We start from the raw sequence: 21,935 nt of genomic DNA on the forward strand, positions 1-21,935 counted from the left end.
AGAAGTTAGGTTTAAAAACACTTCTATCCAAGACAACTTCTATCTCAATAACGAATATATCAATGCACTGAACAGCGCTGCCACCGGCAAGGTAAGTAACCAAGACAAAAGAATATTCCTTACTGTTTTTACATCAGCCTTTTTGGTTACTGTTCCAATTCCAAAGATTGAACCTACAGAAACATGGGTCGTGGATACCGGCATTCCGTGTATACTGGCAGTGGTCACTAAAAGTCCGGTAATAAGATTTGCCGTAAAACCTTGTCCATGATTCATAGGCGTGATTTTTTTTGCTACTGTGTGTCCTACTTTTTTAGCATTTATTACGCCACCAATGGCCATGGCCATGGCCACAGCAATCATTCCCCATTCAATACTAAGCGAGTTGATTACTAATAATAATCCAACAATTTTTGGGGTATCGTTCAGTCCTCTTGCAAAACTTACAACCCCAGCACTTAGGTAATGGGCATAATCCAATAATTTTTGGGCTTTGATGCCTAAAAAATGGCCTTGATATCTTTCTTCACTGCGTTCGCCAATGGATAGCTTCGTTGTTTTTTGACCTACTAGGCCAACGGCAACTGAATCGTCTTTTTTCTGTAATTGAGGCGTCAATTTTGTTTCTTCGCTTACATAAACGTAGGTCTTTTTGGATACGCCAAAGGCAATCCGTAACCTTCTAAATAGAATATAGACCCCCAAACTTACAACTGCTGCCATCAAGGGACTTACAATCAAAGGCATTAGGAATGTATTTCCCAATTTTTCGAAATTAAAAGCGCTTCCCACAGCAACGACCCCACTTCCAAACAAAGCGCCAACCAAGGAATGGGTAGTTGAAATGGGCATCCCAATCCGTGTTGCCAAGAAAACCGTAATCCCCGCTCCCAAAGCAATGGCCACAGCAAAATTGGGGTCCTGTATCAATTCATTGGGTACCAGACCCTTTCCCGAAAAATTCTTGACCAAGGTATCTGCCAAGTAAATGGCAGCAACAGAACCTAAAAATGTGGTGACTGTGGCCCAGGTAATAGCGCCTTTGTAGTTGGTGGTGCCACTTCCGAACAAGGTGGCCACCCCTTTAAAATTATCATTGGCTCCATTGCTGTAGGCCAAAAAAGAGGCAACAATAAAAAGAACTATCAGAATCATACGAAAAGTTTTGAAGCCCCTATCTTAACCATCTCGGTAACCGAAGGTTCTTTTGGACGGAACTATTTTCTTTGGTCGATAATTCAAAAGTAACTTACCAAAAAATCACAAGCACCCTTTATTTTCCATGTTTAAATTTTTGAAAGTCAGCTTGCTAAACGATGAAAAAAATGTTTTGGATGGATAGCTTTAAAAGTTCCGCCATTTTTCGGTCTCATCAAAAACATGCTGTAGAATCTTCGCTTCGGTTTCATCAAATTCCTTGCCTCTACGGGCCATCATTACTTTGGCCGTCTCAAATGCCTTTTGAGTGTGATATGTGCGAAATCCAGAAGCTCCTCCCCAGCTAAAACTGGGAATAAAATTTCTTGGAAAGCCCGGAACATATATGTTACTGTTCACCCCGATCACTGTCCCAGTATTGAACATGGTGTTGATGGCAGTTTTACTATGATCACCCATCATAAGTCCACAAAACTGCAATCCCGTATGGTCAAATTTTTCCGTATCGTAATTCCAGAGGCGCACCTTGGCATAGTTATTCTTTAAATTGGAATTGTTGGAATCCGCACCAATATTGCACCATTCCCCCAAGACGGAATTGCCCAAATAACCTTCATGTCCCTTACTGGAATACCCAAAAATTACGGAGTTATTGATTTCACCACATACCTTGCCATAAGGCCCCACGGTGGTAGGTCCATAAATTTTAGCGCCCATTTTTACAACGGCCTTCTCACAGAGTGCCAACGCCCCTCGAATAAGACCTCCTTCCCAAATTTCAGCATCTTTTCCAATATAAATTGGTCCGTTTGTGGCATTCAATATGGAATATTCAACGGAGGCACCTTCCTCCAAGAAAATATTTTCAGGACGAACCACCTTATTGGTCGCAGAAATTGGGGCGCTTTTTCTTCCATTGGTAATAAAATCGAAATCGGCTTGTAACGCTTCCCCGTTTTTGGAAAAGATATCCCAGGTATAATCCACCGTTAGGATATCATCCTCAAACTCAATTCTTGAAAAGTCTGATGTATTAAATTCCGCTTCTGGGTTTTTGGTTCTATAGGCCACAAGCCTATCTTGATAATAGATGGCCTGTTCTTCCTTTAAAGAAAGTATTTGTTGCACTAATGATTTGTTGGGGAGAAAAGAAGACACAATCACCACGTTGTCATCTGCTTTTACCAAAGAATATTTTTCTGAAAGGTAATCTTCTGTTCTAAAACTTGCATTTGTTTGAAGGTATTTTTCCCATTTTTCCTTTATGGTCAAAATTCCAATTCTAATCTCCGCAACTGGCCTGGTGAATGTAAAAGGAAGTAACGCTTTTCTTTGCGGTCCGTCAGAAAGGATATAGTTCATGGTCTTGGTTTAATGGTGCAAAAATAAAAAACGCCCCTGATTAATAACCAGAGGCGTTGTATATTGTTGTGAAAACAGTTTATTCCGCTTTCTTTTCTTCTTTACTGAACTTTTTGTATTTGTTCTTGAACTTGTCGATCCTACCAGCAGTATCCACCAATTTGGTCTTACCAGTATAGTAAGGATGCGAAGTTCTTGAAATCTCCAACTTTACCAAAGGATATTCAACACCATCAACAGTAATGGTCTCTTTCGCTTCGGCAGTAGACTTTGTGATAAAAACATCGTCATTGGACATGTCTTTAAAAGCTACCAATCTATAATTTTCTGGGTGTATACCTTTTCTCATCGTCTTAAATACTTGATCTCAGAATTTCGAGGTGCAAATTTAATGATTTATTGGATATTGCCAACTTAAAATCATGAAAAAAGAAAAAATCTATCTTTATATGTAACAAATCGGCCAAGAGCTTCACTAACAAGCCACAATCAACACTAAAAATTTAAACAAAATGGAAGAAAATCAGCCAAAAACCGGGAAATTTTCCTTGAACTACGGACTCTTGCTAGGTCTTGTTTCAGTTGCATTTAGCGTAATGCTTTACACCCAGGGTCTGCATTATGAAATGAGTACACCAATAATTATTGTATCCATTCTTATTTCTGTTGTGGTAATATTCCTTGGGATCAACGCTTTTAAAAAAGCGAACGGTGGTTATCTTAAATTGGGGGAAGCATTAAAAGTAGCCGTTGGTATAGCGGTTGTTTCGGCAATTATCTCCCTACTTTATCAATACCTTCTCATCAATTTTATTGAACCCGATTTTATGGATAAAGCCATGGAAATAGCAAGACCCCAAGCATTTGAAAAAAATCCGAACATGACAGAAGAGCAATGGGATCAAGCTGTGGAAATGCAGAAAAAAATGGGCTGGTTACGCTATCCTATCGGGCTAATTATCAGCTGTCTCCTTGGATTGGTAATCGGTCTAATATCTGGTCTTATCTTAAAGAAGGACAAAGCAGCTTACTAAACCAAAAAATACTACTTTTGAAAGGAATTCCAGAATTGAACAATGCAGATTTCCATTGTAATTCCTTTACTTAACGAAGAAGAATCGCTCAAAGAACTTCATGATTGGATTGCACAAGTGATGCAGTCCAATCATTTTTTATATGAAATTATTTTTATCGATGATGGAAGTGTTGATGGCTCCTGGCAGACCATTGAAGAGCTCTCGACTGCTAGCAACAATGTAAAGGGTATCCGGTTTTTGAAGAATTTCGGAAAATCCCAAGCTTTACATGCCGGTTTCAAGGCTGCCAAAGGTGAGGTGGTTATCACCATGGACGCCGATTTACAGGACAATCCAGAGGAAATCCCTGAGTTATATAAATTGGTGACAGAAGAGGGGAATCATGTGGTATCTGGTTGGAAAAAGAAACGTTACGATTCCATTATAACCAAAAATATCCCTTCCAAACTCTTCAATTGGGCAGCGCGAAGGACATCAGGGTTAAAATTGCATGATTTTAATTGCGGCTTAAAAGCATATAAAAACGATGTTGTAAAAAGTATAGAAGTCTCTGGTGATATGCATCGCTATATTCCTGTCTTGGCCAAAAACGCAGGGTTTTCAAAAATTACGGAGAAGGTCGTGCAACACCAGGCCAGAAAATATGGGAACACCAAATTTGGCGCGGAACGATTCATCAATGGTTTTCTGGATTTGATCACCATTTGGTTCGTTTCCAAATTCGGTCGTCAGCCGATGCACTTGTTTGGCGCTTTGGGCGTGCTCATGTTTATTGTGGGATTTGGTTTCTCCATCTACCTTGGAGTGGACAAGCTCTTTTTAAACCCTACAGGTCGATTGATTACTGAACGTCCCCAATTTTATATTGCTTTGACCGCGATGCTGATAGGAACGCAATTGTTCTTGGCTGGGTTTTTAGGAGAAATCTTTGTAAGATCTAGAAAAAGTGATACCCGATATACCATCTCAGATAAAATTAACGTTTAAGCAAATCTTGATCACAGATTCTTTGTAATTTTATTCCTATTAAATTAGAAACATTAAATGGATTCCATTACCTCAAACGCACAAACCTGGTTGACCGATTTTTTTGATTCAAAAACCAAAGCAGAAGTACAACATCTAATCAATAACGACCCCGAAGAACTTAAAGAACGTTTTTACAAAGACCTGGAATTTGGTACCGGTGGAATGCGAGGCGTTATGGGCGTTGGAACCAATAGAATAAACAAATATACGCTGGGGAAAAATACGCAGGGACTCAGCAATTATCTGAAAAAGTCGTATCCAGACGAGGAAATTAAAGTGGTGATTGCTTATGACTGCCGACATAATTCTGATACTTTGGCCAAAACCGTATCTGAAGTTTTTTCAGCCAACGGAATCAGAGTATTTCTGTTTTCAGAATTGCGAACAACCCCTGAATTGTCTTTTTCGGTACGTCATTTGAACTGTCATGCCGGAATCGTGTTGACCGCTTCCCACAATCCACCCGAATACAATGGATATAAGGTCTATTGGACGGATGGTGGACAAATCGTACCTCCACAGGACGGCGAGATCATTGCTGAAATCAACTCACTTTCTTTCGAGGATATTAAATTTGAAGCCAATGGGAGCCTTATACAGCTGATTGATAAAGATGTTGACGAAGCTTTTTTTGATGAATCCGTGCGCAAAGGTAGTTTTGGAGCCAAAGGAAAGGATGATTTTAAAATTGTTTTCACCTCGCTTCACGGAACATCGATTACTGCAATTCCAGAGGTATTGAAACGTGCTGGCTATAATAACGTCACAATAATAGAAGAGCAAGCAAAGCCTGACGGAAACTTTCCAACCGTGGAATCTCCAAATCCAGAAGAACCCGAGGCTTTAAAAATCGCCATTAAAAAAGCTGAGGAAATTGGAGCTGATATGGTAGTGGGCACTGACCCAGATAGTGATCGCTTGGGCATCGCCGTTCGAAATTTAGATGGTGAAATGGAACTGTTGAATGGGAACCAGACCATGGTGCTCATGACAAAATTCCTTTTGGACCAATACAAGAAAAAAGGGTTTAAAGGCAACGAATTTATAGCTTCGACCATAGTTTCCACTCCAATGGTGGAGCAGATGGCCAAAGCCTATGGTGTTGAATACAAAACAGCATTGACCGGGTTTAAATGGATTGGAAAAATGATCAAGGATTTTCCAGAGTCGACTTTTATAGGAGGCGGAGAGGAAAGTTTTGGATATATGGTAGGCGATTTTGTTCGTGATAAGGATGCGGTCACCTCTACCCTATTGGCTTGTGAATCTGCCGCAGACGCCAAGGCCAATGGCAGTTCCTTTTATAAAGAATTGATCGATTGCTATGTGGATTTCGGTTTTTATAAGGAACATTTGGTGTCCTTGACCAAAAAAGGAATTAGTGGTGCCGAGGAAATCAAACAAATGTTGATTGATTTCAAAGAAAACCCTGTTGCATCCGTGCAAGGTTCCAAAGTGGTTTGGGTTGAAGATTACAACACCTCTATTGCCAAAAATGTGCAAACTGGCGAAGAAAAAGTCATGGACCTACCAAAATCCAATGTGCTGATCTATGAAACGGAAGATGGAACTCGTATAGCTGCCAGACCTAGCGGAACAGAGCCCAAGGTCAAATTTTACATCACCACAAATGCCAAATTGGAAAAAGCAGCCGATTTTAAATCCGTAAATTCGCAGTTGGATTCCAAAATAAAAGGAATCCTTTCCGAACTGAATTTGTAGGTTAATGAATTACTTTAAAAAGATTCTCCATTTTGCGGTGCCCTATCGCAAATATGGTATTCTGAATATATTTTTCAATATTCTTTATTCGATTTTCAACGTATTATCGATTATCATCTTTATTCCTACGCTCGGAATCCTGTTCGGAACTCAGGAAGAAGTTAAAAATGCTCCCGTTTATGAAGGCATGGGTAACCTTAAAGCCTATCTCGAAGATTCTTTAAATCATTTTCTCACCGTTAAAGTGGATAATGAAGGGCCTTTGGCCGCACTGGTCTTTATTTGCATAGCAAGTATCGTAATTTTCTTCTTGAAAAATTTGTTTCGTTATGCCGCAATGTATGTTTTGGCGTATTTGAGAACAGGAATGGTGAAGGATATTCAGGACAACCTATATCTAAAAACCCTCGATTTACCCTTGGGATACTTTTCCGAAGCCCGAAAAGGGGATTTGCTGGCACGAATGACCTCCGATGTAAAAGAAGTGGAGAACTCCATTATCAATTCGCTTGAGGCCTTAGCGAGGGAGCCAATTACTATAGTAATTGTATTGATTTCCATGTTGGCTATTAGCGCTCAACTCACTTTGTTTGTTTTTATTTTTCTGCCCATTGCGGGATTTTTGATTTCCATCGTCGGTAAAAAATTGAAATCACAGTCCCTGGAAGCGCAAAAAGAAACAGGAGTCTTTTTGTCATTTATTGAAGAAACTTTAGGCGGTTTAAAAATCATTAAAGGATTCAATGCCGAGGAAAGATTAACCGCAAAGTTCACCGAATCGACCTCTCGATTCAAAAAAATTATGATTTCTGTACTTCAACGTAAAGGTCTGGCTTCCCCTTTTAGTGAGTTTTTGGGCGTTGCCGTGGTAATAACCGTTTTATGGTACGGTGGAAGTTTGGTTTTGGGCAATAAAAGCACCCTCTCACCTCAGGAGTTTATGGGTTATATTGGACTTTTTTACACTATTATCAACCCGGTTAAAGCCATTACAACAGTTAACTACAACATCAAAAAAGGAAATGCATCTGCGGAACGCATCTTTGATGTATTGGACACAACAAATCCCATTTCGGATGCCGAAAATGCCACCATCAAAACTGAATTAACCTCAAATATTTCGATAAAAGACGTTTCCTTCAAATATGAAGATGATTTTGTGTTGGAAAATTTCAATCTGGAAGTCAAAAAAGGACATACCGTAGCCTTGGTTGGGCAATCTGGAAGCGGAAAAAGTACCATTGCCAATTTGGTCACGCGTTTTTACGATGTCAACGAAGGTGAAATTTCAATTGATGGCACCAATATAAAGGACATTACCAAAAAATCGTTACGAAGTTTGATGGGATTGGTCACCCAGGATTCCATTTTGTTCAATGACACGGTAAAAAACAACATTGGACTTGGAAAGGAAAATGCCACCGAAGAGGAGATTATAGAAGCTGCTAAAATTGCAAATGCCCACGACTTTATTATGGAACTTCCCAACGGATACGACACCAATATCGGTGATAGTGGGAACAAGCTTAGTGGAGGTCAAAAACAGCGCCTTTCCATAGCTCGGGCCGTACTTAAAAACCCACCAATCATGATTCTTGACGAGGCCACCTCTGCCTTGGACACCGAAAGTGAGCGTTTAGTACAGGATGCACTGGAAAAAATGATGCAGAATCGCACCTCCATTGTAATCGCTCACAGACTTTCCACCATACAGAATGCAGATTCCATCGTGGTGATGAGTAAAGGAAAAATAGTGGAACAAGGCACACATGATGAGTTGATGAAGTCCAAAAAAGGCTACAAGAAATTGGTGGAGTTGCAGACACTGGGGTAGCAAAAACTCCAAATATCAAATCGCAAACATCAAGTTGGAAGTACGAAGTTGGAAGTGGGATGCACGAAGTTGGAAGTGCGGAGAGTAAACTTAAAATCAGACATCAGACATCAGACATCAGACATCTAAAAAATTAAACCTTTTTCCACTACCTTAGTCATAGCACCAAAATGTAGAAACATTTGATTGCTGAGGAAACCTTAGTCAACGAGCTAAAACAAAAAGAAAGCCAGGCACGCGCCTTTGAGGTATTAGTTAATACTTACAAAGAACGTTTGTATTGGCATATTCGAAGGATTGTTTTAAACCATGATGATGCCGATGATGTACTTCAAAACACCTTTATAAAGGTGTATCGAAACATTGATGGTTTTAAAGGGGACAGCAAGCTCTATTCGTGGATGTATCGGATTGCAACCAATGAATCGCTGACATTTTTGAAACAAAAATCAAAAAAAATGGGAGTCAGTGATGAAGAGTTAAAGATGAGCATGATAGAGAATTTACAATCGGATGTATATTTTGAAGGAACTGAAATCCAGTTGAAATTGCAAAAGGCGATGGCCACACTTCCTGATAAACAAAAATTGGTATTTACCATGAAATACTATCAGGAAATGAAATACGAGGAGATTTCTGAAGTACTGGAAACATCCGTCGGAGCTTTAAAAGCGTCATACCATTTGGCGGTAAAGAAAATTGAAACGTATCTTAAGGCGGATTAAACCTTTAATGGTATTAGCGGTCTAATTAAAAAAGATGGGAAAGGATAAGGAAAATAATTTTAAGACCCCGGAGGGCTATTTTGATAGTTTTCATGATCGACTCATGGATAAAATCAAACAGCAAGAAAGTGGGCAGTCAGCATCGATTATACCAAAATCGGATGGGTTTGGTGTGCCCGATGGGTATTTTGAGCAACTTCCTGAAAAAGTCTTGGCTCAAATTGACCAAAATGAACCTAAGGTCATCCAACTAAAATCTTATAAAAAAATCTATTACGGCGTCGCAGCGATTGCAGCTGTATTTCTATTAGTTTTCGGATTAAATTGGAAAACAGAAACCCCAATTGCCTTTGAGGATTTAGCTTCTGCCGAAATCGATGCCTATTTTGACGCTACTGATTTGGACCTTAGCTCATACGAATTGGCTGAAGTCGTTGCCATAGACGAACTGAGTGTAAATGATGTTTTGGAAAGCCAATTGGAAGAAGAGAATATCTTGGAATATTTAGATGAAAATGTGGAGGATATCGAAGATTTAAATTTAGATTACGATGATTATGAATAAAAAATTACTCATACTGTTGGTTTGTTTCATGGGAACCTCGTGGTTTTATGCCCAAGGACCTGGTAGGGAACGAATTAAAACCCTAAAAGTGGCCTTTATTACAGAAAGGGTCGGGCTTACGGCCAAGGAAGCACAGGTATTTTGGCCTATATATAACGAATATGAAGAAACCTTAGAGGCAATTCGCAGAAGAGAGCGATTGGAACTGAGATCTCAAATATCGATGATTCAGGATCTATCCGATGGAGAGGCCTCTGCCCTTTTGGATAAGTTCCTTGCCATTCAAAAAGAAAGACATGCCGCCGAACAAAGTTTTATATCCAAAATCAGAAATGTGATTTCGCCCAAAAAGACCGTATTATTATTAAAGGCTGAGGAAGATTTTAAAAGACGTTTGCTACAACAAATGAGAAAGCGAAGGGGGGGTCAATAATTCCAAAATCGACAAAAAACATAAAAAAGGAGCCAAAAGGCTCCTTTTTTAATTAAACCCTAGTTCAGATCGGTAGTCAAAGAAGTATAAACCATAAAAATCTACGTTATGAAAAATTTGAAAACAATAGTATTCACAATAGCATTTTTAGGAACAATATTGGCAGCCTCTGCACAACGCACTGTGGTTCGTGTATATCCAAAACATGGCACGGTAGTTACCAAAGTGACTAAACCAAAGGTTGTCGTCCATAAAAAGACCAATTTCTATTTCGCCGATGGTGTTTGGTATAAAACAAGAGGTAAAAAATACGTGGTTTGCGCCGCTCCAACGGGAATTAAAGTCAGAAAATTGCCAAGAGCACGAAAAGTAGTCGTTGTTAACGGAAGAAAGCTATACAAATACAGAGGTGTTTGGTACAAAAAAAGAGGAAAACACTTTATAGTGGTAACTGTTTAGTCGGTTTTTAGGTTAGTTGTAAGTTAAAGGAGCGGTTTTTACCGCTCTTTTTTTATTTTCCTTGATTTTCCGCCACTAAAGGACTATTCACAAAAGACGCCAATTTGTAGTTGTCATCTTTGTTTTCTAATCGGAACAACTTCATCATCCTATTTTCAAAAGCGGTACCAAAATTTGTCCACAATGTTACCTTTAAATATGTGGGCACAGCGGATTTATTGCCAAAGTATTTGAGATTTACTTGCCAGTTTCCTTGCAGGTCATTGTCTAGAAAAAATTGTTTTGAAGAATATCCACGAAGCTTCTCATCGCGAATCCTTTCCTTATCCTTGATATTTTCATGGGTCCAAGTAAAATATCTCTTTTTGGGGTTTACGAGCTGTACCTCAAACTCTGCCTCTCCATGGGACCATTCAAACAGTAATCTGGTACCATTGGGCACCTTTCCTAAATTCTTTTTGTTTTCAATTCCCAATTCCGTAAGGTTATTTTTTAAAAGGGCGTTCAATTCGGTAAGCATTATAAAATCAATGCCCTCTCTATTTTGAGAGGATTTTTCATCGAACCTTGGAAAACCATCTTTATTCATGTAAAATCGGAGCGCCGTTTTAGGGTCTCCCGTCTGCTGGTAGGCATTGGCGACATCCCTATACGATTGCTCATAGTCCGGTCTAATTTCAAACAGCTGCTGATAAACTTCCAAAGCGGTATCAAATTCATTTAAATCTTCAAGTATGTAGGCCAAAGATTTCATAACAACAGGATCATTGGAATGTTTTTCCAAAATCAAATCCAAAATCTCTTCTTTCGCCGATTGGTTGGGCCATTTCCTTTGGAAATAGGTATAAGCTTGTAAATAGGTATAAGCCGATGTTCTTGGCGATGACTTTAGAATTTCTAATTTGTTTAACGCATTTTCCAAGGACATCGAATTGACGAAGTCTCCAAACATTTCAGATTCCTCATAATCCACCAAATCCGAACTATTGAATTCGGGAATACCTAATTTGGATGCAGCAGATTTTTCATACATTGCTACTCCCCTTTTTGTGTTGATTACAACCACGCCCCCAGCGCCCCTGATTCCATAACGAAGGGTGCCCCCCGTGCCAGAAATTACCGCAAGCCGGTCAATTTCCGTTACAGGGATAAAAGGAAGGTCACCGGTAACCACACCATCTATTTCATATATAAGCGGAACATTTCCGTTTAAAGTTCGGGTTCTATTTAAATAAGCCTTTCTAAAACCTACTGCTTCTGGGCTACCTAAAGTATAAATCCCGGGAAATCGAGCCTGGAGTACATCCAACACGTCAACAAACCCTAGGGTAAAATCGTCCCCATCCATAACGCGCATAGTATAACCCACTCTATCAGCATCTAGAATACCGTAATATGTTCTTATTAATCTCTTATTGGCTGCAAACTCTCTTTCCAGTTCTTTTTGGGTTTTTATCCCTTTTTTCCTAACTACGACTTCATCCAAACGTTCCGTTTTGGGTCTCATCTCAATATTAAGCAAGGATGTAACGTCTTCAGCTATAATTTCAATGGTCTCCATTCCCACACGCTTAAACATCAGTATGTCACCAGGTTTAGCTTGAATGTTATATCGACCTTGGGAATCGGTTTCCGTACTCTCAGAGGTTCCTTTTACCTCAACTCTTACTTTTGCAAGTGTTCCGGTGCTTTCGGTGTCGGTAATTGTACCATAAACATTTAAAGTGTCTTCTTGGGAAAATACAAGACATGGAAGAATCAAAAAGAGTAACAAGTTTTTCATGGCATACCAAATTATTGCGTTAATACGAAAAAGTAACATCAAAAATTAAGCCATATAAAGTTAACATATGACGATCAATTTTTGAGGTAAAAAGCTAAAAATCAATATGATTGTCCTCCATTTCCATTAGGTAACTAAGCATTGTTATGAAAAGATGGACTTTAGCTCTATTTGAATACCAGTTTGGAAATTCTATGTTTCCCTGCTGCATAGGCAATCGAATCGTTTAAAAAACGCAGAGTATAAAAGCTTTCGTCGCTTATTTGCTTCCAACTCATTCCCTGATCATTTGAACATGAGATTCCCGTAAATCCAACAGCAACCAGCGTTTTTCCATCTGCATTCGGAACAAACTGCACACAGCTTTTATAATTGGGCTCCTGCCCATCAGCAATCAAATTCCATGTTTTACCCCAGTTTGTTGTTATTATTTTGTTTTTTTTATTGGAATTTGGGTCGGTATAGTCACCTCCAATGGCAAAACCTAAATTCTCATCATAAAAATCAATGGAATAAATTCCTTCAGTTGGTTTATCCTTGACAATAGGGGTTTGATTTACTTTCCAGGTCATTCCTTTATCCGCAGAGGAATACACATTGCCCGCAGTGGTGCCAAACCAAACCTTATCTCCAACTATATCAATATTGGTGTTGCTTGCTGCAAATGCTCCTTCAGCCTCGGTAGACTTTGGCAGCTGGGAACAAGGTAATTTATTCCAGCTCTTACCACCATCCCTAGTAATTATAATGGATAGACAGTCATCCGTTGTATCGCCTATTGCGATGCCTTCAAAATTGTTCCAGAACTTCATGGAATCATAAAAAACACCTTCGCCTTCTTCAATATAAACCAATTCCATTTTTCCAGATTCTCCAGTTTTGTACAACAGTGCCGGGCTAGCAATGGAAAGCATAAAAAAATCAGAATCAGTATGGGCCACAGCTCTAAAAGCGGGAATAACGGAGTCATGTTGCTGAATATTGCTTCTGACCTTACTTGTTCGAACATCAACAGAGCCATAAATACCATTACTCCCTGCAAATGCAAGTGTGTTGGAATCCAAAAATTCGATGGCGCGAATGCTTACAGAGTCTTGGAAAATAGTTTCTATTTGTACTTCAGAAAATTGGATAGATTTTTCCTCTGTTGTGCACCCGATAATCAACAATGCCCCAAAAATCAGACTATATTTCATTTAAAAACAGCTTTACCCAAATGTAAACGGAATCTTATTAGAAACCATACCTTTGCAATCCTTAATTTTTAAGATGCGATTACATAGAAATCTAGTTTTTGCGGTCATTGATGCCCTCAATCTCATATTTAACGAAAAGGAATATGCGGACAAGGTCATTGAAAAAGTATTGCGGCACGACAAACGATGGGGAGCCCGCGACAGAGGTTTTATTGCCGAAACAACGTACGATATTGTCCGTTGGAAAAGATTATACACTGAAATCGCGGAAGTGCACGAACCCTATTCAAGGCCACATTTGTTCCGATTGTTTGCCGTTTGGTGTGTACTTCGCGGGATTCGAATACCTGATTGGAAACAAATTGAGGACACCCCGGAACGCCGTATCAAAGGAAAATTCGATGAACTCTCAAAAATTAGAAAATTTAGAGAATCTATTCCCGACTGGTTGGACGAACTGGGTGAAAAATCGTTAGGCAATAAACTCTGGACCAAGGAAATTGCTGCCCTTAACAAACAGGCGGAAGTGATTTTAAGAACCAACACTCTTAAAATTAAAAAAGAACAACTGCAAGCAGCTCTTGCCGTAAATGACATTGAAACCACCACTGTTGATGGACACCCAGATGCGCTGAAACTAACCGAACGCAAAAACGTTTTTGTTACGGAAGCTTTTAAAAATGGCTTTTTTGAAGTTCAAGATGCATCGTCCCAATTGGTCGCACCATTTCTGGATGTAAAACCGGGCCAGCGAGTAATTGATGCTTGTGCTGGAGCAGGAGGAAAAACCCTCCATTTAGCTTCCCAAATGGAAAACAAAGGGCAACTGATTGCTTTGGATATTTATGAAAGTAAGTTGAAAAAGCTTAAAAAAAGAACACGAAGAAACGGAGTCCATAATGTGGAAACACGGGTAATTGATTCCACCAAAGTCATCAAAAAACTGCACAACAGCGCAGATAAGCTTTTGCTTGATGCCCCATGTTCTGGTTTAGGTGTCATACGAAGAAACCCAGACTCCAAATGGAAATTGGAACCACAATTTATTGACCGAATCATGGGCGTTCAACAAGAAATTCTACAGAACTATAGCAAAATGGTAAAAAAAGATGGTGAAATGGTTTACGCTACTTGTTCCGTGCTTCCACAGGAAAATACAGAGCAAGTTGTCACTTTCCTTAATTCTGAATCTGGTGAAGGTTTTGAATTGGTAAAAGAGCAAAATATCTATGCTTCCGAAAAAGGTTACGACGGATTCTATATGGCCCTTTTAAAAAGGAAAAAATAAGCCTTCTATTCTCTTAGGGTCGGATACTCCACCCCTAACTGCTCCAAATATGAATCGTATTTGGTTTCATCGTAATAAAATTTTTCCAGAGCTGTTCTAAACTGATCTTGTTTGTCTTTATTTAGATAGATTGGAGGCATATCATCTTCAGAAATCATGGGTTCAAACTTGGTTTCCCTTGTTTGTTCGTTGTTGAAATAATCCCAAGCTTGTTTCAGTAGTTCCGGTTTAAGTAAAAAGTCCATAAGCGTCATCGCCTCTACCTTTGCCCCAGCTACTACTCCCTTATGAGCTATTGGCGTGGCCATAGTAATGGCATTGCTCCAATGATGACCTTGCAAACCAGGAATGTTCGAAGGGAAACGCATAGTTACTGTGGGCACTTTCCATGAAATATCCCCAATGTCATCAGACCCTCCGCTCACGGGCTCCACTACAGGTAGTCCTATAGTATCCAACTTCACTGCCAATCCCTCTGTTTTTTTGGAGTTCACTTCAGCTTGTACCGCTTTCGCCAGGGTCTGGTCTGCTTCGGACCATTTGGGCAGTCCCACCTTTTTGATATTAGCATACATGGTTTCCGCAATTACTTTATTAAAATGTCTTGGCCAGGCAGCACCCAAAACCTTTGATTTCATAGTGGTACCTGTCATCAATGCCGCTCCTTTTGCCATGTCATTGGCCGTAGCATACATTTCCATGATGCCATCATATTTTATATCCCGAAAATAAAACCAAATGGATGCTTTTGAAGGTACCACATTGGGTTGGTCACCTGCATCTGTAAAAATAGAGTGCGAACGACGCAAGGGATGCAAATGTTCTCTTTTATAATTCCAGCCAATATTCATTAGTTCCGCGGCATCCAATGCGCTTCGTCCACGCCACGGGGAACCAGCAGAATGTGCTGCTTCACCCTCAAATGAATATTCAACGGAAATGAGTCCCGTGCCTCGAGAAGGACCATAACTTACGCTCAAATTGTTGCTCACATGCGTAAAAATGCACATGTCAATCTTATCAAAGAGACCATCACGAACATACCAAGCCTTTGCCGCTACCAATTCTTCGGCAATCCCTGGCCAAACTACAAGAGTACCTCCGATTTGTTCACGTTCCATAATTTTCTTTACCGCAAGTACTGCTGAAATGTTGAGCGGAATGCCTGCATTATGTCCTTCACCATGGCCAGGAGCACCATCAACCATGGGTTTGTGATAGGCAACTCCCGGATACTGCGATGCTTTGGGGATACAATCTACATCACTGCCAATCGCAATTACAGGTCCTTCACCGTTTTCCCATGTGGCAAACCATGCTGTGGGTATTCCAGAAACGGAATGTTCTATGGTGAATCCATTGTCTGAAAGAATACCTGTAAGATATTTGGAACTCTCTACCTCTTGAAATCCTAATTCAGCAAAGCTGAATATTTTATCGACCATGATCTGAGCTTGCTTTTTATCAGCTTCGATCAAGGCTGCAACCTCAGATTTCAATTTGGCTATTTTAGATTTGGAATACTTTTTTTGAGCATGGACCGACGGAATACTTATTGAAAATAGCAATACAACAAGTAAACCTGTTAAAACAGGACTTTGTTTTTTCATTGGGTTGGATTTGAATTAGCTAACAATCCTTCTAAAATACTAAATAAAAGCTTGAATTTAACTAATCCGGTAAAGGGTTCCGGCGGAAAATTGAAGAGTTATTAATTTATGAACGCTCTATCCAAACGAAGTTTTTTATATGTGTTCCTTCTGGTAAACTATCAACACTTTCCCGTTAACAACTCTCGTTTTCCATAGATCATAATTCAAGCTAAACTCGTAAATTTGCATTTTCTTAATCTGTTCAACAATTAGGCTGATATGATTCATTTCTTTGGGGACATCGCAACAAAAGTATTTGCTGTCCAAACTGCACAAGAAATTGCACCAAAAGACATAAAAAAATTGACATGGTTGTTCGGCAACCAACCTAAGATAAACTCGGCGTCTCTTGACGCCTTTTTTATTGGGCCTCGTGCTGCCATGATCACACCTTGGAGTACCAACGCCACCGAGATAACCCAGAATATGGGCCTGGAAGGAATCCTTCGGATTGAGGAATTTCATTCCACAAACAAGGATAATACTGATTATGACCCTATGCTTTTTCAAAAATATCAGGGGTTGAACCAAGAGATTTTTACCATCGATATTGTTCCAGAAGCCATTTTGGAAATAGATGACATTGCGGCATACAATCAAAAGGAGGGTTTAGCCCTCAGTGAAGACGAAATTGCTTATTTGGAAAATCTTTCTGAAAAAATTGGAAGAAAACTCACGGATTCTGAAGTGTTCGGTTTCAGTCAGGTAAATTCAGAACATTGCCGTCACAAAATTTTCAACGGCACTTTTGTCATTGATGGTGAGGAAAAACCAAGTTCTCTTTTTAAACTGATTAAGAAAACATCAGAGGAAAATCCAAATGATATTGTTTCCGCATATAAGGACAATGTTGCCTTTATTAAAGGTCCAAAAGCGGTGCAATTTGCTCCTAAAAGTGCCGACAAACCTGATTTTTATGAGGAAAAAGATTTTGATTCCGTCATTTCGTTAAAAGCCGAAACCCATAATTTCCCGACCACAGTGGAGCCTTTCAACGGCGCCGCAACAGGGTCAGGTGGTGAAATTCGGGATAGGCTAGCAGGAGGAAAAGGTTCGTTGCCACTAGCGGGTTCAGCAGTCTATATGACCTCCTACTCTCGTTTGGAGGAAAACCGCCCTTGGGAAAATGGGATGCAAGAACGTGATTGGCTGTACCAAACTCCAATGGATATTTTAATAAAAGCTTCCAATGGAGCTTCCGATTTTGGGAATAAATTTGGCCAACCCTTAATTTCAGGTTCCGTACTGACTTTTGAACATAAGGAAGAAGCGCGACGACTTGGTTTTGACAAAGTTATTATGCTTGCCGGCGGGATTGGCTATGGAAAAGCTGACCAAGCCCTAAAAGACACTCCAAACAAAGGGGATAAAATTGTAATCTTAGGTGGCGACAATTACCGAATTGGTATGGGTGGTGCTGCTGTTTCCAGCGCCGATACGGGAGAATTTAGTTCGGCCATTGAATTGAATGCCGTGCAACGTTCCAATCCGGAAATGCAAAAAAGGGCATCCAATGCCATTCGTGGCCTTCTCGAAAGCCATGATAATCCCATTGTCTCTATCCATGATCATGGCGCAGGTGGTCACCTCAACTGTTTATCTGAATTGGTTGAGGAAACTGGAGGTGTCATCAACACAGACAAACTTCCTGTTGGAGACCCCACCCTATCGGCAAAAGAACTTATTGGTAATGAATCCCAAGAACGCATGGGATTGGTCATTGGTGAAAAAGATATGGAGCTGCTCGACCGTGTCGCAACACGAGAGCGCTCACCCATGTATGATGTTGGAACCGTGACTGGTGACCACAAATTTACCTTTGCTTCAGAAAAAACTGGGGAAAAACCTATGGATTTGGAGCTTTCTGATATGTTCGGGAGTTCACCAAAAACCATAATGGAGGATACTGCTTTGGAAAGAACTTACGATGCTCCAGCCTATTCATTGGAGCATTTCCATGATTATTTGGAGCAAGTGTTGCAATTGGAAGCAGTTGCTTGCAAAGATTGGTTGACCAATAAAGTGGATCGCTGCGTTGGCGGACATGTAGCCAAACAGCAATGCGCTGGTCCTTTACAATTACCTTTGAACAATTGTGGAGTTATGGCCTTGGATTTTAAAGGTAAGGAAGGTATTGCAACAAGTATTGGACACTCTCCTGTTTCCGCATTGATTGACCCATCGGCCGGGAGCAGAAATAGTATAGCCGAGGCATTGACAAACATTGTTTGGGCACCTCTTAAAAATGGATTACAATCGGTCTCCCTATCAGCAAATTGGATGTGGCCCTGTAGAAATGAAGGCGAGGATGCCCGATTGTACGAGGCCGTAGAAGCAGTGTCCGACTTTGCCATTGCATTGGGAATCAATGTCCCTACAGGAAAGGATTCGCTTTCTATGAAACAGAAATACAAAGATGGGGATGTCATCTCCCCTGGAACCGTGATTATCTCTGCAGCGGCAAATTGTAATGATATTACCAAGGTGGTAGAACCCGTCTTTCAAAAAAATGGAGGTGATATTTATTATATAAATATATCCAAGGACAATTTTAAATTGGGAGGCTCTTCTTTTGGACAAGTGTTGAATTCAGTAGGAAATGAAACGCCAACAATTGTTGATGCCGCATATGTAAAGCAAACTTTCAATACACTACAGGAACTTGTCAAAAATGATATGATCGTAGCCGGACACGACGTTGCTTCCGGCGGATTGATCACCACACTTTTGGAGATGTGCTTTGCCGATATAGATTTGGGTGCAAATCTGGATTTATCCAATCTTGAGGAAGAAGATATCATCAAACTATTGTTCTCAGAAAATGCCGGACTGGTTTTCCAATCGAAAGATAACACCGTGGAAAAAGTTTTGACAGAAGCTGGAATTGATTACAAAAAAATAGGCTCTGTGTGTTCACAAGAGACTTTGAACATCAAAAACAATGGTGTTGAAATAGGATTGAATGTAGCTTCATTACGAGATACTTGGTTCAAGACTTCCTATTTATTGGATGACAAGCAAACGGCCAGTAATTTGGCCAAGGACAGGTATGAAAACTACAAGAATCAACCTTTAGACTATAAATTCCCCTCAAATTTTGATGGCTCACTGTCATCTCGAGCGCAGTCAAGAAGTAATCAACCCAAAGCTGCCATTTTGAGGGAAAAAGGTAGTAATTCGGAACGTGAAATGGCCAATGCCATGTACTTGGCAGGATTTGATGTGAAGGATGTGCACATGACCGACCTGATCACGGGAAGGGAAACCTTGGAAGACATTCAATTTATCGGGGCTGTTGGTGGATTCTCCAACTCTGATGTTTTGGGTAGTGCCAAAGGATGGGCCGGAGCATTCAAGTATAACGAAAAAGCCAATAAGGCACTCAAAGATTTCTTTGCTCGCCCTGACACCCTTTCTGTTGGAATTTGTAATGGTTGTCAATTATTCATGGAATTGGATTTGATCAACCCAGAGCATGACACCCATGGCAGAATGACCTATAATGACTCAGGAAAGCACGAAAGTAATTTCACATCGGTAAAAATCCAGGAGAATAACTCGGTAATGCTTTCATCATTGGCAGGTACCACCTTGGGGGTTTGGATTTCTCACGGAGAGGGTAAATTTAACCTTCCCCATGACGAAAGGGAATATGACATTGTAGCGAAATACGGTTATGATGCTTATCCGGCCAACCCAAACGGGAGCGATTATAACACGGCAATGCTCTGCGATAAAACCGGTCGACATTTGGTAACCATGCCCCATATTGAACGCTCTACTTTCCCATGGAACTGGGCACACTATCCGAAAGATAGAAACGATACAGTTTCACCTTGGCTACAAGCTTTTATCAATGCCAAAAAGTGGATAATGCAAACAAAATAACTATTTTTAGGGACCAATAACTTTAAAACCATAAAATGAACGCCAAAGCTCGATTTGCAAAGGGAGTTTTTCTACTTTGCTCGATTTTCCTCCTTTTGAATACAGGATGTGTACGTAAACATCGTAGTTTCACCTCCAATGAAATCAATCTAATACCTCAACCTAATGAGGTGATATTATCCGAAAATTCCTTTGCCTTAGAGGAAGGAATGACCATTGCGAATTCTAATGGAATTGATGCTTCCGTTTCCAATTTGCTTGCCAAGAATTTAATGCATGAAACAGCTCTGGGCATAAAGGTTGCCCAAAAAAGTGATGGAGACATTGTTCTAGCTCTGGATAAAAATCTTGATGAAGAAGCCTATCATTTGGAAGTTTCTCCAAAAAGCATCAATATTTCAGCAAGTACTTCCACTGGTTTTTTCTATGCCGGTGAAACCTTAAAGCAATTATTAATCAAGGATTCCGATGAATCCCCTTGGCTTATTCCTGCCCTAACCATCAACGATGCGCCCCGGTTTGGTTGGAGGGCCTATATGTTGGATGAGTCTCGCTATTTTCATGGTGCTGATTTTGTAAAAGGAATTTTGGACCAAATGGCTTCACTTAAAATGAATATTTTTCATTGGCACCTCACGGACGATGCGGGTTGGCGAATCGAAATAAAAAAATATCCCAAACTAACCGAAGTAGGAGGTTTTAGAACAGATTCGGAAATTGAAACCTGGAAAAGTGGAAAATTATCCGGTGAACCTCATGGTGGATTTTATACCCAAGAAGAAATCAAAGAATTGGTGGACTATGCAGCGGAAAGACATATTACCATTGTCCCAGAATTTGAAATTCCTGGTCACAGCAGCGCTGCCATCGCTGCATATACTTGGTTGGGAACGGCAGGAGAGGATATTGATGTGCCTGTTAAATTTGGACGTCATTACGACAATTATGATGTGACCAATCCAAAAGTGGAGCAGTTTGTTAAGGATATTTTACTGGAACTTTTTGAACTTTTTCCTTCGGAAGTGGTTCATATTGGCGGTGATGAAGTAGGTTATGAAGTCTGGAACAAAAGCAAGCACGTACAAGATTATATGAAGGCTCATGAAATACAGACCGCTGCAGACCTTCAAATCCAGTTTACCAATAAAATTTCCAAATTTATAGCACAAAATGGACGTCGTATGATGGGTTGGAATGAGATTATGGGCAAAAACATCCATGGCGATTTTGAGGAAAAAAAACATGATCAAGAGGCCCAGACCGAACTGGCCAAGAATACCGTTGTGCATTTTTGGAAGGGGGACCTTAATCTGGCCACCGAAGCCGCTCAAAAAGGGTACGGCATCGTAAACTCCCTGCACAGCAATACCTATTTGGACTACAATTATGAAAGCATTTCGTTGGAAAAAGCATACAGTTTCGACCCTATTCCGGAAGGTTTGGAGTCCCAATACCATGAGAACATCTATGGTCTGGGTTGTCAAATGTGGAGCGAATGGACCCCAACGAACAAAGATGTGGAGCGTCAGACCTATCCAAGAATTGCAGCCTATGCCGAAGTTGGGTGGACCCAGCCAAAGAACAAGGATTTTGAAAGTTTTAAAACAGCTTTAAAAATCAAACAAAAGGAATGGGATGCCTTAGGAATCAATTATGCCAAAGTCTTGGAGGAATAATCATCAATTTTCACTCATATTTAATTAAATACCAACCAAATTGGGCCTTCACATTGAAGGCCTTTTTTAATCCCTCAAGATTGATTGGTTTTCAATTAAAGGGGGATATAATTGAATTTTCCATTTTA

17 protein-coding genes are annotated in these 21,935 nt (G+C 40.1%); 11 read left to right on the plus strand and 6 right to left on the minus strand.

Annotated features, from left to right (window positions below; genetic code table 11):
- Nucleotides 1-39 precede the first annotated feature (39 nt).
- The 3 genes from ACULLG_RS13575 to ACULLG_RS13585 form a co-directional block, all read right to left on the minus strand.
- Nucleotides 40-1,155: an anion permease gene (locus ACULLG_RS13575; RefSeq protein ID WP_452127337.1), complete on the minus strand. Its 1,116-nt coding sequence runs from the start codon at nt 1,153-1,155 to the stop codon at nt 40-42.
- 189 nt (nt 1,156-1,344) lie between these two features.
- Complete coding sequence (locus ACULLG_RS13580; RefSeq protein ID WP_452127338.1) at nt 1,345-2,520, minus strand: GlmU family protein; 1,176 nt, start codon at nt 2,518-2,520, stop codon at nt 1,345-1,347.
- A 79-nt stretch (nt 2,521-2,599) separates the two neighbouring features.
- Nucleotides 2,600-2,869 carry a type B 50S ribosomal protein L31 gene (locus tag ACULLG_RS13585; protein WP_452127339.1) on the minus strand — a complete coding sequence of 90 codons (270 nt, stop codon included), beginning with the start codon at nt 2,867-2,869 and terminating at the stop codon, nt 2,600-2,602.
- Nucleotides 2,870-3,032: 163 nt separating this feature from the next.
- Here ACULLG_RS13585 and ACULLG_RS13590 point away from each other — a divergent pair, with 163 nt between their 5' ends.
- The 8 genes from ACULLG_RS13590 to ACULLG_RS13625 all read left to right on the plus strand — a co-directional run bounded on the left by ACULLG_RS13590 (nt 3,033) and on the right by ACULLG_RS13625 (nt 10,324).
- The gene (locus tag ACULLG_RS13590; RefSeq protein ID WP_452127340.1) at nt 3,033-3,554 is read left to right on the plus strand and encodes a DUF4199 domain-containing protein; all 522 of its coding nucleotides are present in this window, start codon (nt 3,033-3,035) and stop codon (nt 3,552-3,554) included.
- Nucleotides 3,555-3,596: 42 nt separating this feature from the next.
- Nucleotides 3,597-4,544: a glycosyltransferase family 2 protein gene (locus tag ACULLG_RS13595; protein ID WP_452127341.1), complete on the plus strand. Its 948-nt coding sequence runs from the start codon at nt 3,597-3,599 to the stop codon at nt 4,542-4,544.
- A gap of 57 nt (nt 4,545-4,601) precedes the next feature.
- Entirely contained in the window at nt 4,602-6,308 is a 1,707-nt protein-coding gene (locus ACULLG_RS13600) for a phospho-sugar mutase (protein WP_452127342.1), read from the plus strand.
- Between the two features lie 4 nt (nt 6,309-6,312).
- Nucleotides 6,313-8,142, plus strand: a complete 1,830-nt coding sequence (locus tag ACULLG_RS13605) for an ABC transporter ATP-binding protein (protein ID WP_452127343.1) — start codon at nt 6,313-6,315, stop codon at nt 8,140-8,142.
- Nucleotides 8,143-8,324: 182 nt separating this feature from the next.
- The gene (locus ACULLG_RS13610) at nt 8,325-8,867 is read left to right on the plus strand and encodes an RNA polymerase sigma factor (protein ID WP_452127344.1); all 543 of its coding nucleotides are present in this window, start codon (nt 8,325-8,327) and stop codon (nt 8,865-8,867) included.
- Between the two features lie 34 nt (nt 8,868-8,901).
- Nucleotides 8,902-9,432, plus strand: coding sequence for a hypothetical protein (locus ACULLG_RS13615; protein WP_452127345.1), 531 nt, complete (start codon nt 8,902-8,904; stop codon nt 9,430-9,432).
- Entirely contained in the window at nt 9,425-9,865 is a 441-nt protein-coding gene (locus ACULLG_RS13620) for a hypothetical protein (protein WP_452127346.1), read from the plus strand. Before ACULLG_RS13615 ends, ACULLG_RS13620 begins: the two co-directional genes overlap by 8 nt.
- 108 nt (nt 9,866-9,973) lie before the next feature.
- On the plus strand, nt 9,974-10,324 hold the full coding sequence (locus ACULLG_RS13625) for a DUF6515 family protein (RefSeq protein WP_452127347.1): 351 nt from the start codon (nt 9,974-9,976) through the stop codon (nt 10,322-10,324).
- A 52-nt stretch (nt 10,325-10,376) separates the two neighbouring features.
- Here ACULLG_RS13625 and ACULLG_RS13630 read toward each other — a convergent pair whose 3' ends face one another.
- Both ACULLG_RS13630 and ACULLG_RS13635 read right to left on the minus strand, forming a co-directional pair.
- Nucleotides 10,377-12,107 carry a carboxypeptidase-like regulatory domain-containing protein gene (locus ACULLG_RS13630; RefSeq protein ID WP_452127348.1) on the minus strand — a complete coding sequence of 577 codons (1,731 nt, stop codon included), beginning with the start codon at nt 12,105-12,107 and terminating at the stop codon, nt 10,377-10,379.
- 167 nt (nt 12,108-12,274) lie between these two features.
- The gene (locus tag ACULLG_RS13635) at nt 12,275-13,303 is read right to left on the minus strand and encodes a WD40/YVTN/BNR-like repeat-containing protein (RefSeq protein ID WP_452127349.1); all 1,029 of its coding nucleotides are present in this window, start codon (nt 13,301-13,303) and stop codon (nt 12,275-12,277) included.
- 73 nt (nt 13,304-13,376) lie between these two features.
- Here ACULLG_RS13635 and ACULLG_RS13640 point away from each other — a divergent pair, with 73 nt between their 5' ends.
- Nucleotides 13,377-14,591: an RsmB/NOP family class I SAM-dependent RNA methyltransferase gene (locus tag ACULLG_RS13640; protein WP_452127350.1), complete on the plus strand. Its 1,215-nt coding sequence runs from the start codon at nt 13,377-13,379 to the stop codon at nt 14,589-14,591.
- Between the two features lie 5 nt (nt 14,592-14,596).
- Here ACULLG_RS13640 and ACULLG_RS13645 read toward each other — a convergent pair whose 3' ends face one another.
- Nucleotides 14,597-16,201 (minus strand): amidohydrolase, encoded by a 1,605-nt coding sequence (locus ACULLG_RS13645; protein WP_452127351.1) that lies wholly within the window; start codon nt 16,199-16,201, stop codon nt 14,597-14,599.
- 261 nt (nt 16,202-16,462) lie between these two features.
- Here ACULLG_RS13645 and purL point away from each other — a divergent pair, with 261 nt between their 5' ends.
- Together purL and ACULLG_RS13655 are read left to right on the plus strand one after the other, a co-directional pair.
- Nucleotides 16,463-20,131, plus strand: a complete 3,669-nt coding sequence (gene purL / locus ACULLG_RS13650) for a phosphoribosylformylglycinamidine synthase (protein WP_452127352.1) — start codon at nt 16,463-16,465, stop codon at nt 20,129-20,131.
- Nucleotides 20,132-20,166: 35 nt separating this feature from the next.
- The gene (locus ACULLG_RS13655; protein ID WP_452127353.1) at nt 20,167-21,807 is read left to right on the plus strand and encodes a beta-N-acetylhexosaminidase; all 1,641 of its coding nucleotides are present in this window, start codon (nt 20,167-20,169) and stop codon (nt 21,805-21,807) included.
- Nucleotides 21,808-21,935 lie beyond the last annotated feature (128 nt).

This window comes from Flagellimonas sp. 2504JD1-5, from assembly GCF_053618295.1.

Excerpts from the sequence above, each read along its gene's own strand:
- ACULLG_RS13575 (WP_452127337.1), bottom strand. The coding sequence starts at position 1,155 with ATGATTCTGATAGTTCTTTTTATTGTTGCCTCTTTTTTGGCCTACAGC.
- ACULLG_RS13580 (WP_452127338.1), bottom strand. The coding sequence starts at position 2,520 with ATGAACTATATCCTTTCTGACGGACCGCAAAGAAAAGCGTTACTTCCT.
- ACULLG_RS13585 (WP_452127339.1), bottom strand. The coding sequence starts at position 2,869 with ATGAGAAAAGGTATACACCCAGAAAATTATAGATTGGTAGCTTTTAAA.
- ACULLG_RS13590 (WP_452127340.1), top strand. The coding sequence starts at position 3,033 with ATGGAAGAAAATCAGCCAAAAACCGGGAAATTTTCCTTGAACTACGGA.
- ACULLG_RS13595 (WP_452127341.1), top strand. The coding sequence starts at position 3,597 with ATGCAGATTTCCATTGTAATTCCTTTACTTAACGAAGAAGAATCGCTC.
- ACULLG_RS13600 (WP_452127342.1), top strand. The coding sequence starts at position 4,602 with ATGGATTCCATTACCTCAAACGCACAAACCTGGTTGACCGATTTTTTT.
- ACULLG_RS13605 (WP_452127343.1), top strand. The coding sequence starts at position 6,313 with ATGAATTACTTTAAAAAGATTCTCCATTTTGCGGTGCCCTATCGCAAA.
- ACULLG_RS13615 (WP_452127345.1), top strand. The coding sequence starts at position 8,902 with ATGGGAAAGGATAAGGAAAATAATTTTAAGACCCCGGAGGGCTATTTT.
- ACULLG_RS13620 (WP_452127346.1), top strand. The coding sequence starts at position 9,425 with ATGAATAAAAAATTACTCATACTGTTGGTTTGTTTCATGGGAACCTCG.
- ACULLG_RS13625 (WP_452127347.1), top strand. The coding sequence starts at position 9,974 with ATGAAAAATTTGAAAACAATAGTATTCACAATAGCATTTTTAGGAACA.
- ACULLG_RS13630 (WP_452127348.1), bottom strand. The coding sequence starts at position 12,107 with ATGAAAAACTTGTTACTCTTTTTGATTCTTCCATGTCTTGTATTTTCC.
- ACULLG_RS13635 (WP_452127349.1), bottom strand. The coding sequence starts at position 13,303 with ATGAAATATAGTCTGATTTTTGGGGCATTGTTGATTATCGGGTGCACA.
- ACULLG_RS13640 (WP_452127350.1), top strand. The coding sequence starts at position 13,377 with ATGCGATTACATAGAAATCTAGTTTTTGCGGTCATTGATGCCCTCAAT.
- ACULLG_RS13645 (WP_452127351.1), bottom strand. The coding sequence starts at position 16,201 with ATGAAAAAACAAAGTCCTGTTTTAACAGGTTTACTTGTTGTATTGCTA.
- purL (WP_452127352.1), top strand. The coding sequence starts at position 16,463 with ATGATTCATTTCTTTGGGGACATCGCAACAAAAGTATTTGCTGTCCAA.
- ACULLG_RS13655 (WP_452127353.1), top strand. The coding sequence starts at position 20,167 with ATGAACGCCAAAGCTCGATTTGCAAAGGGAGTTTTTCTACTTTGCTCG.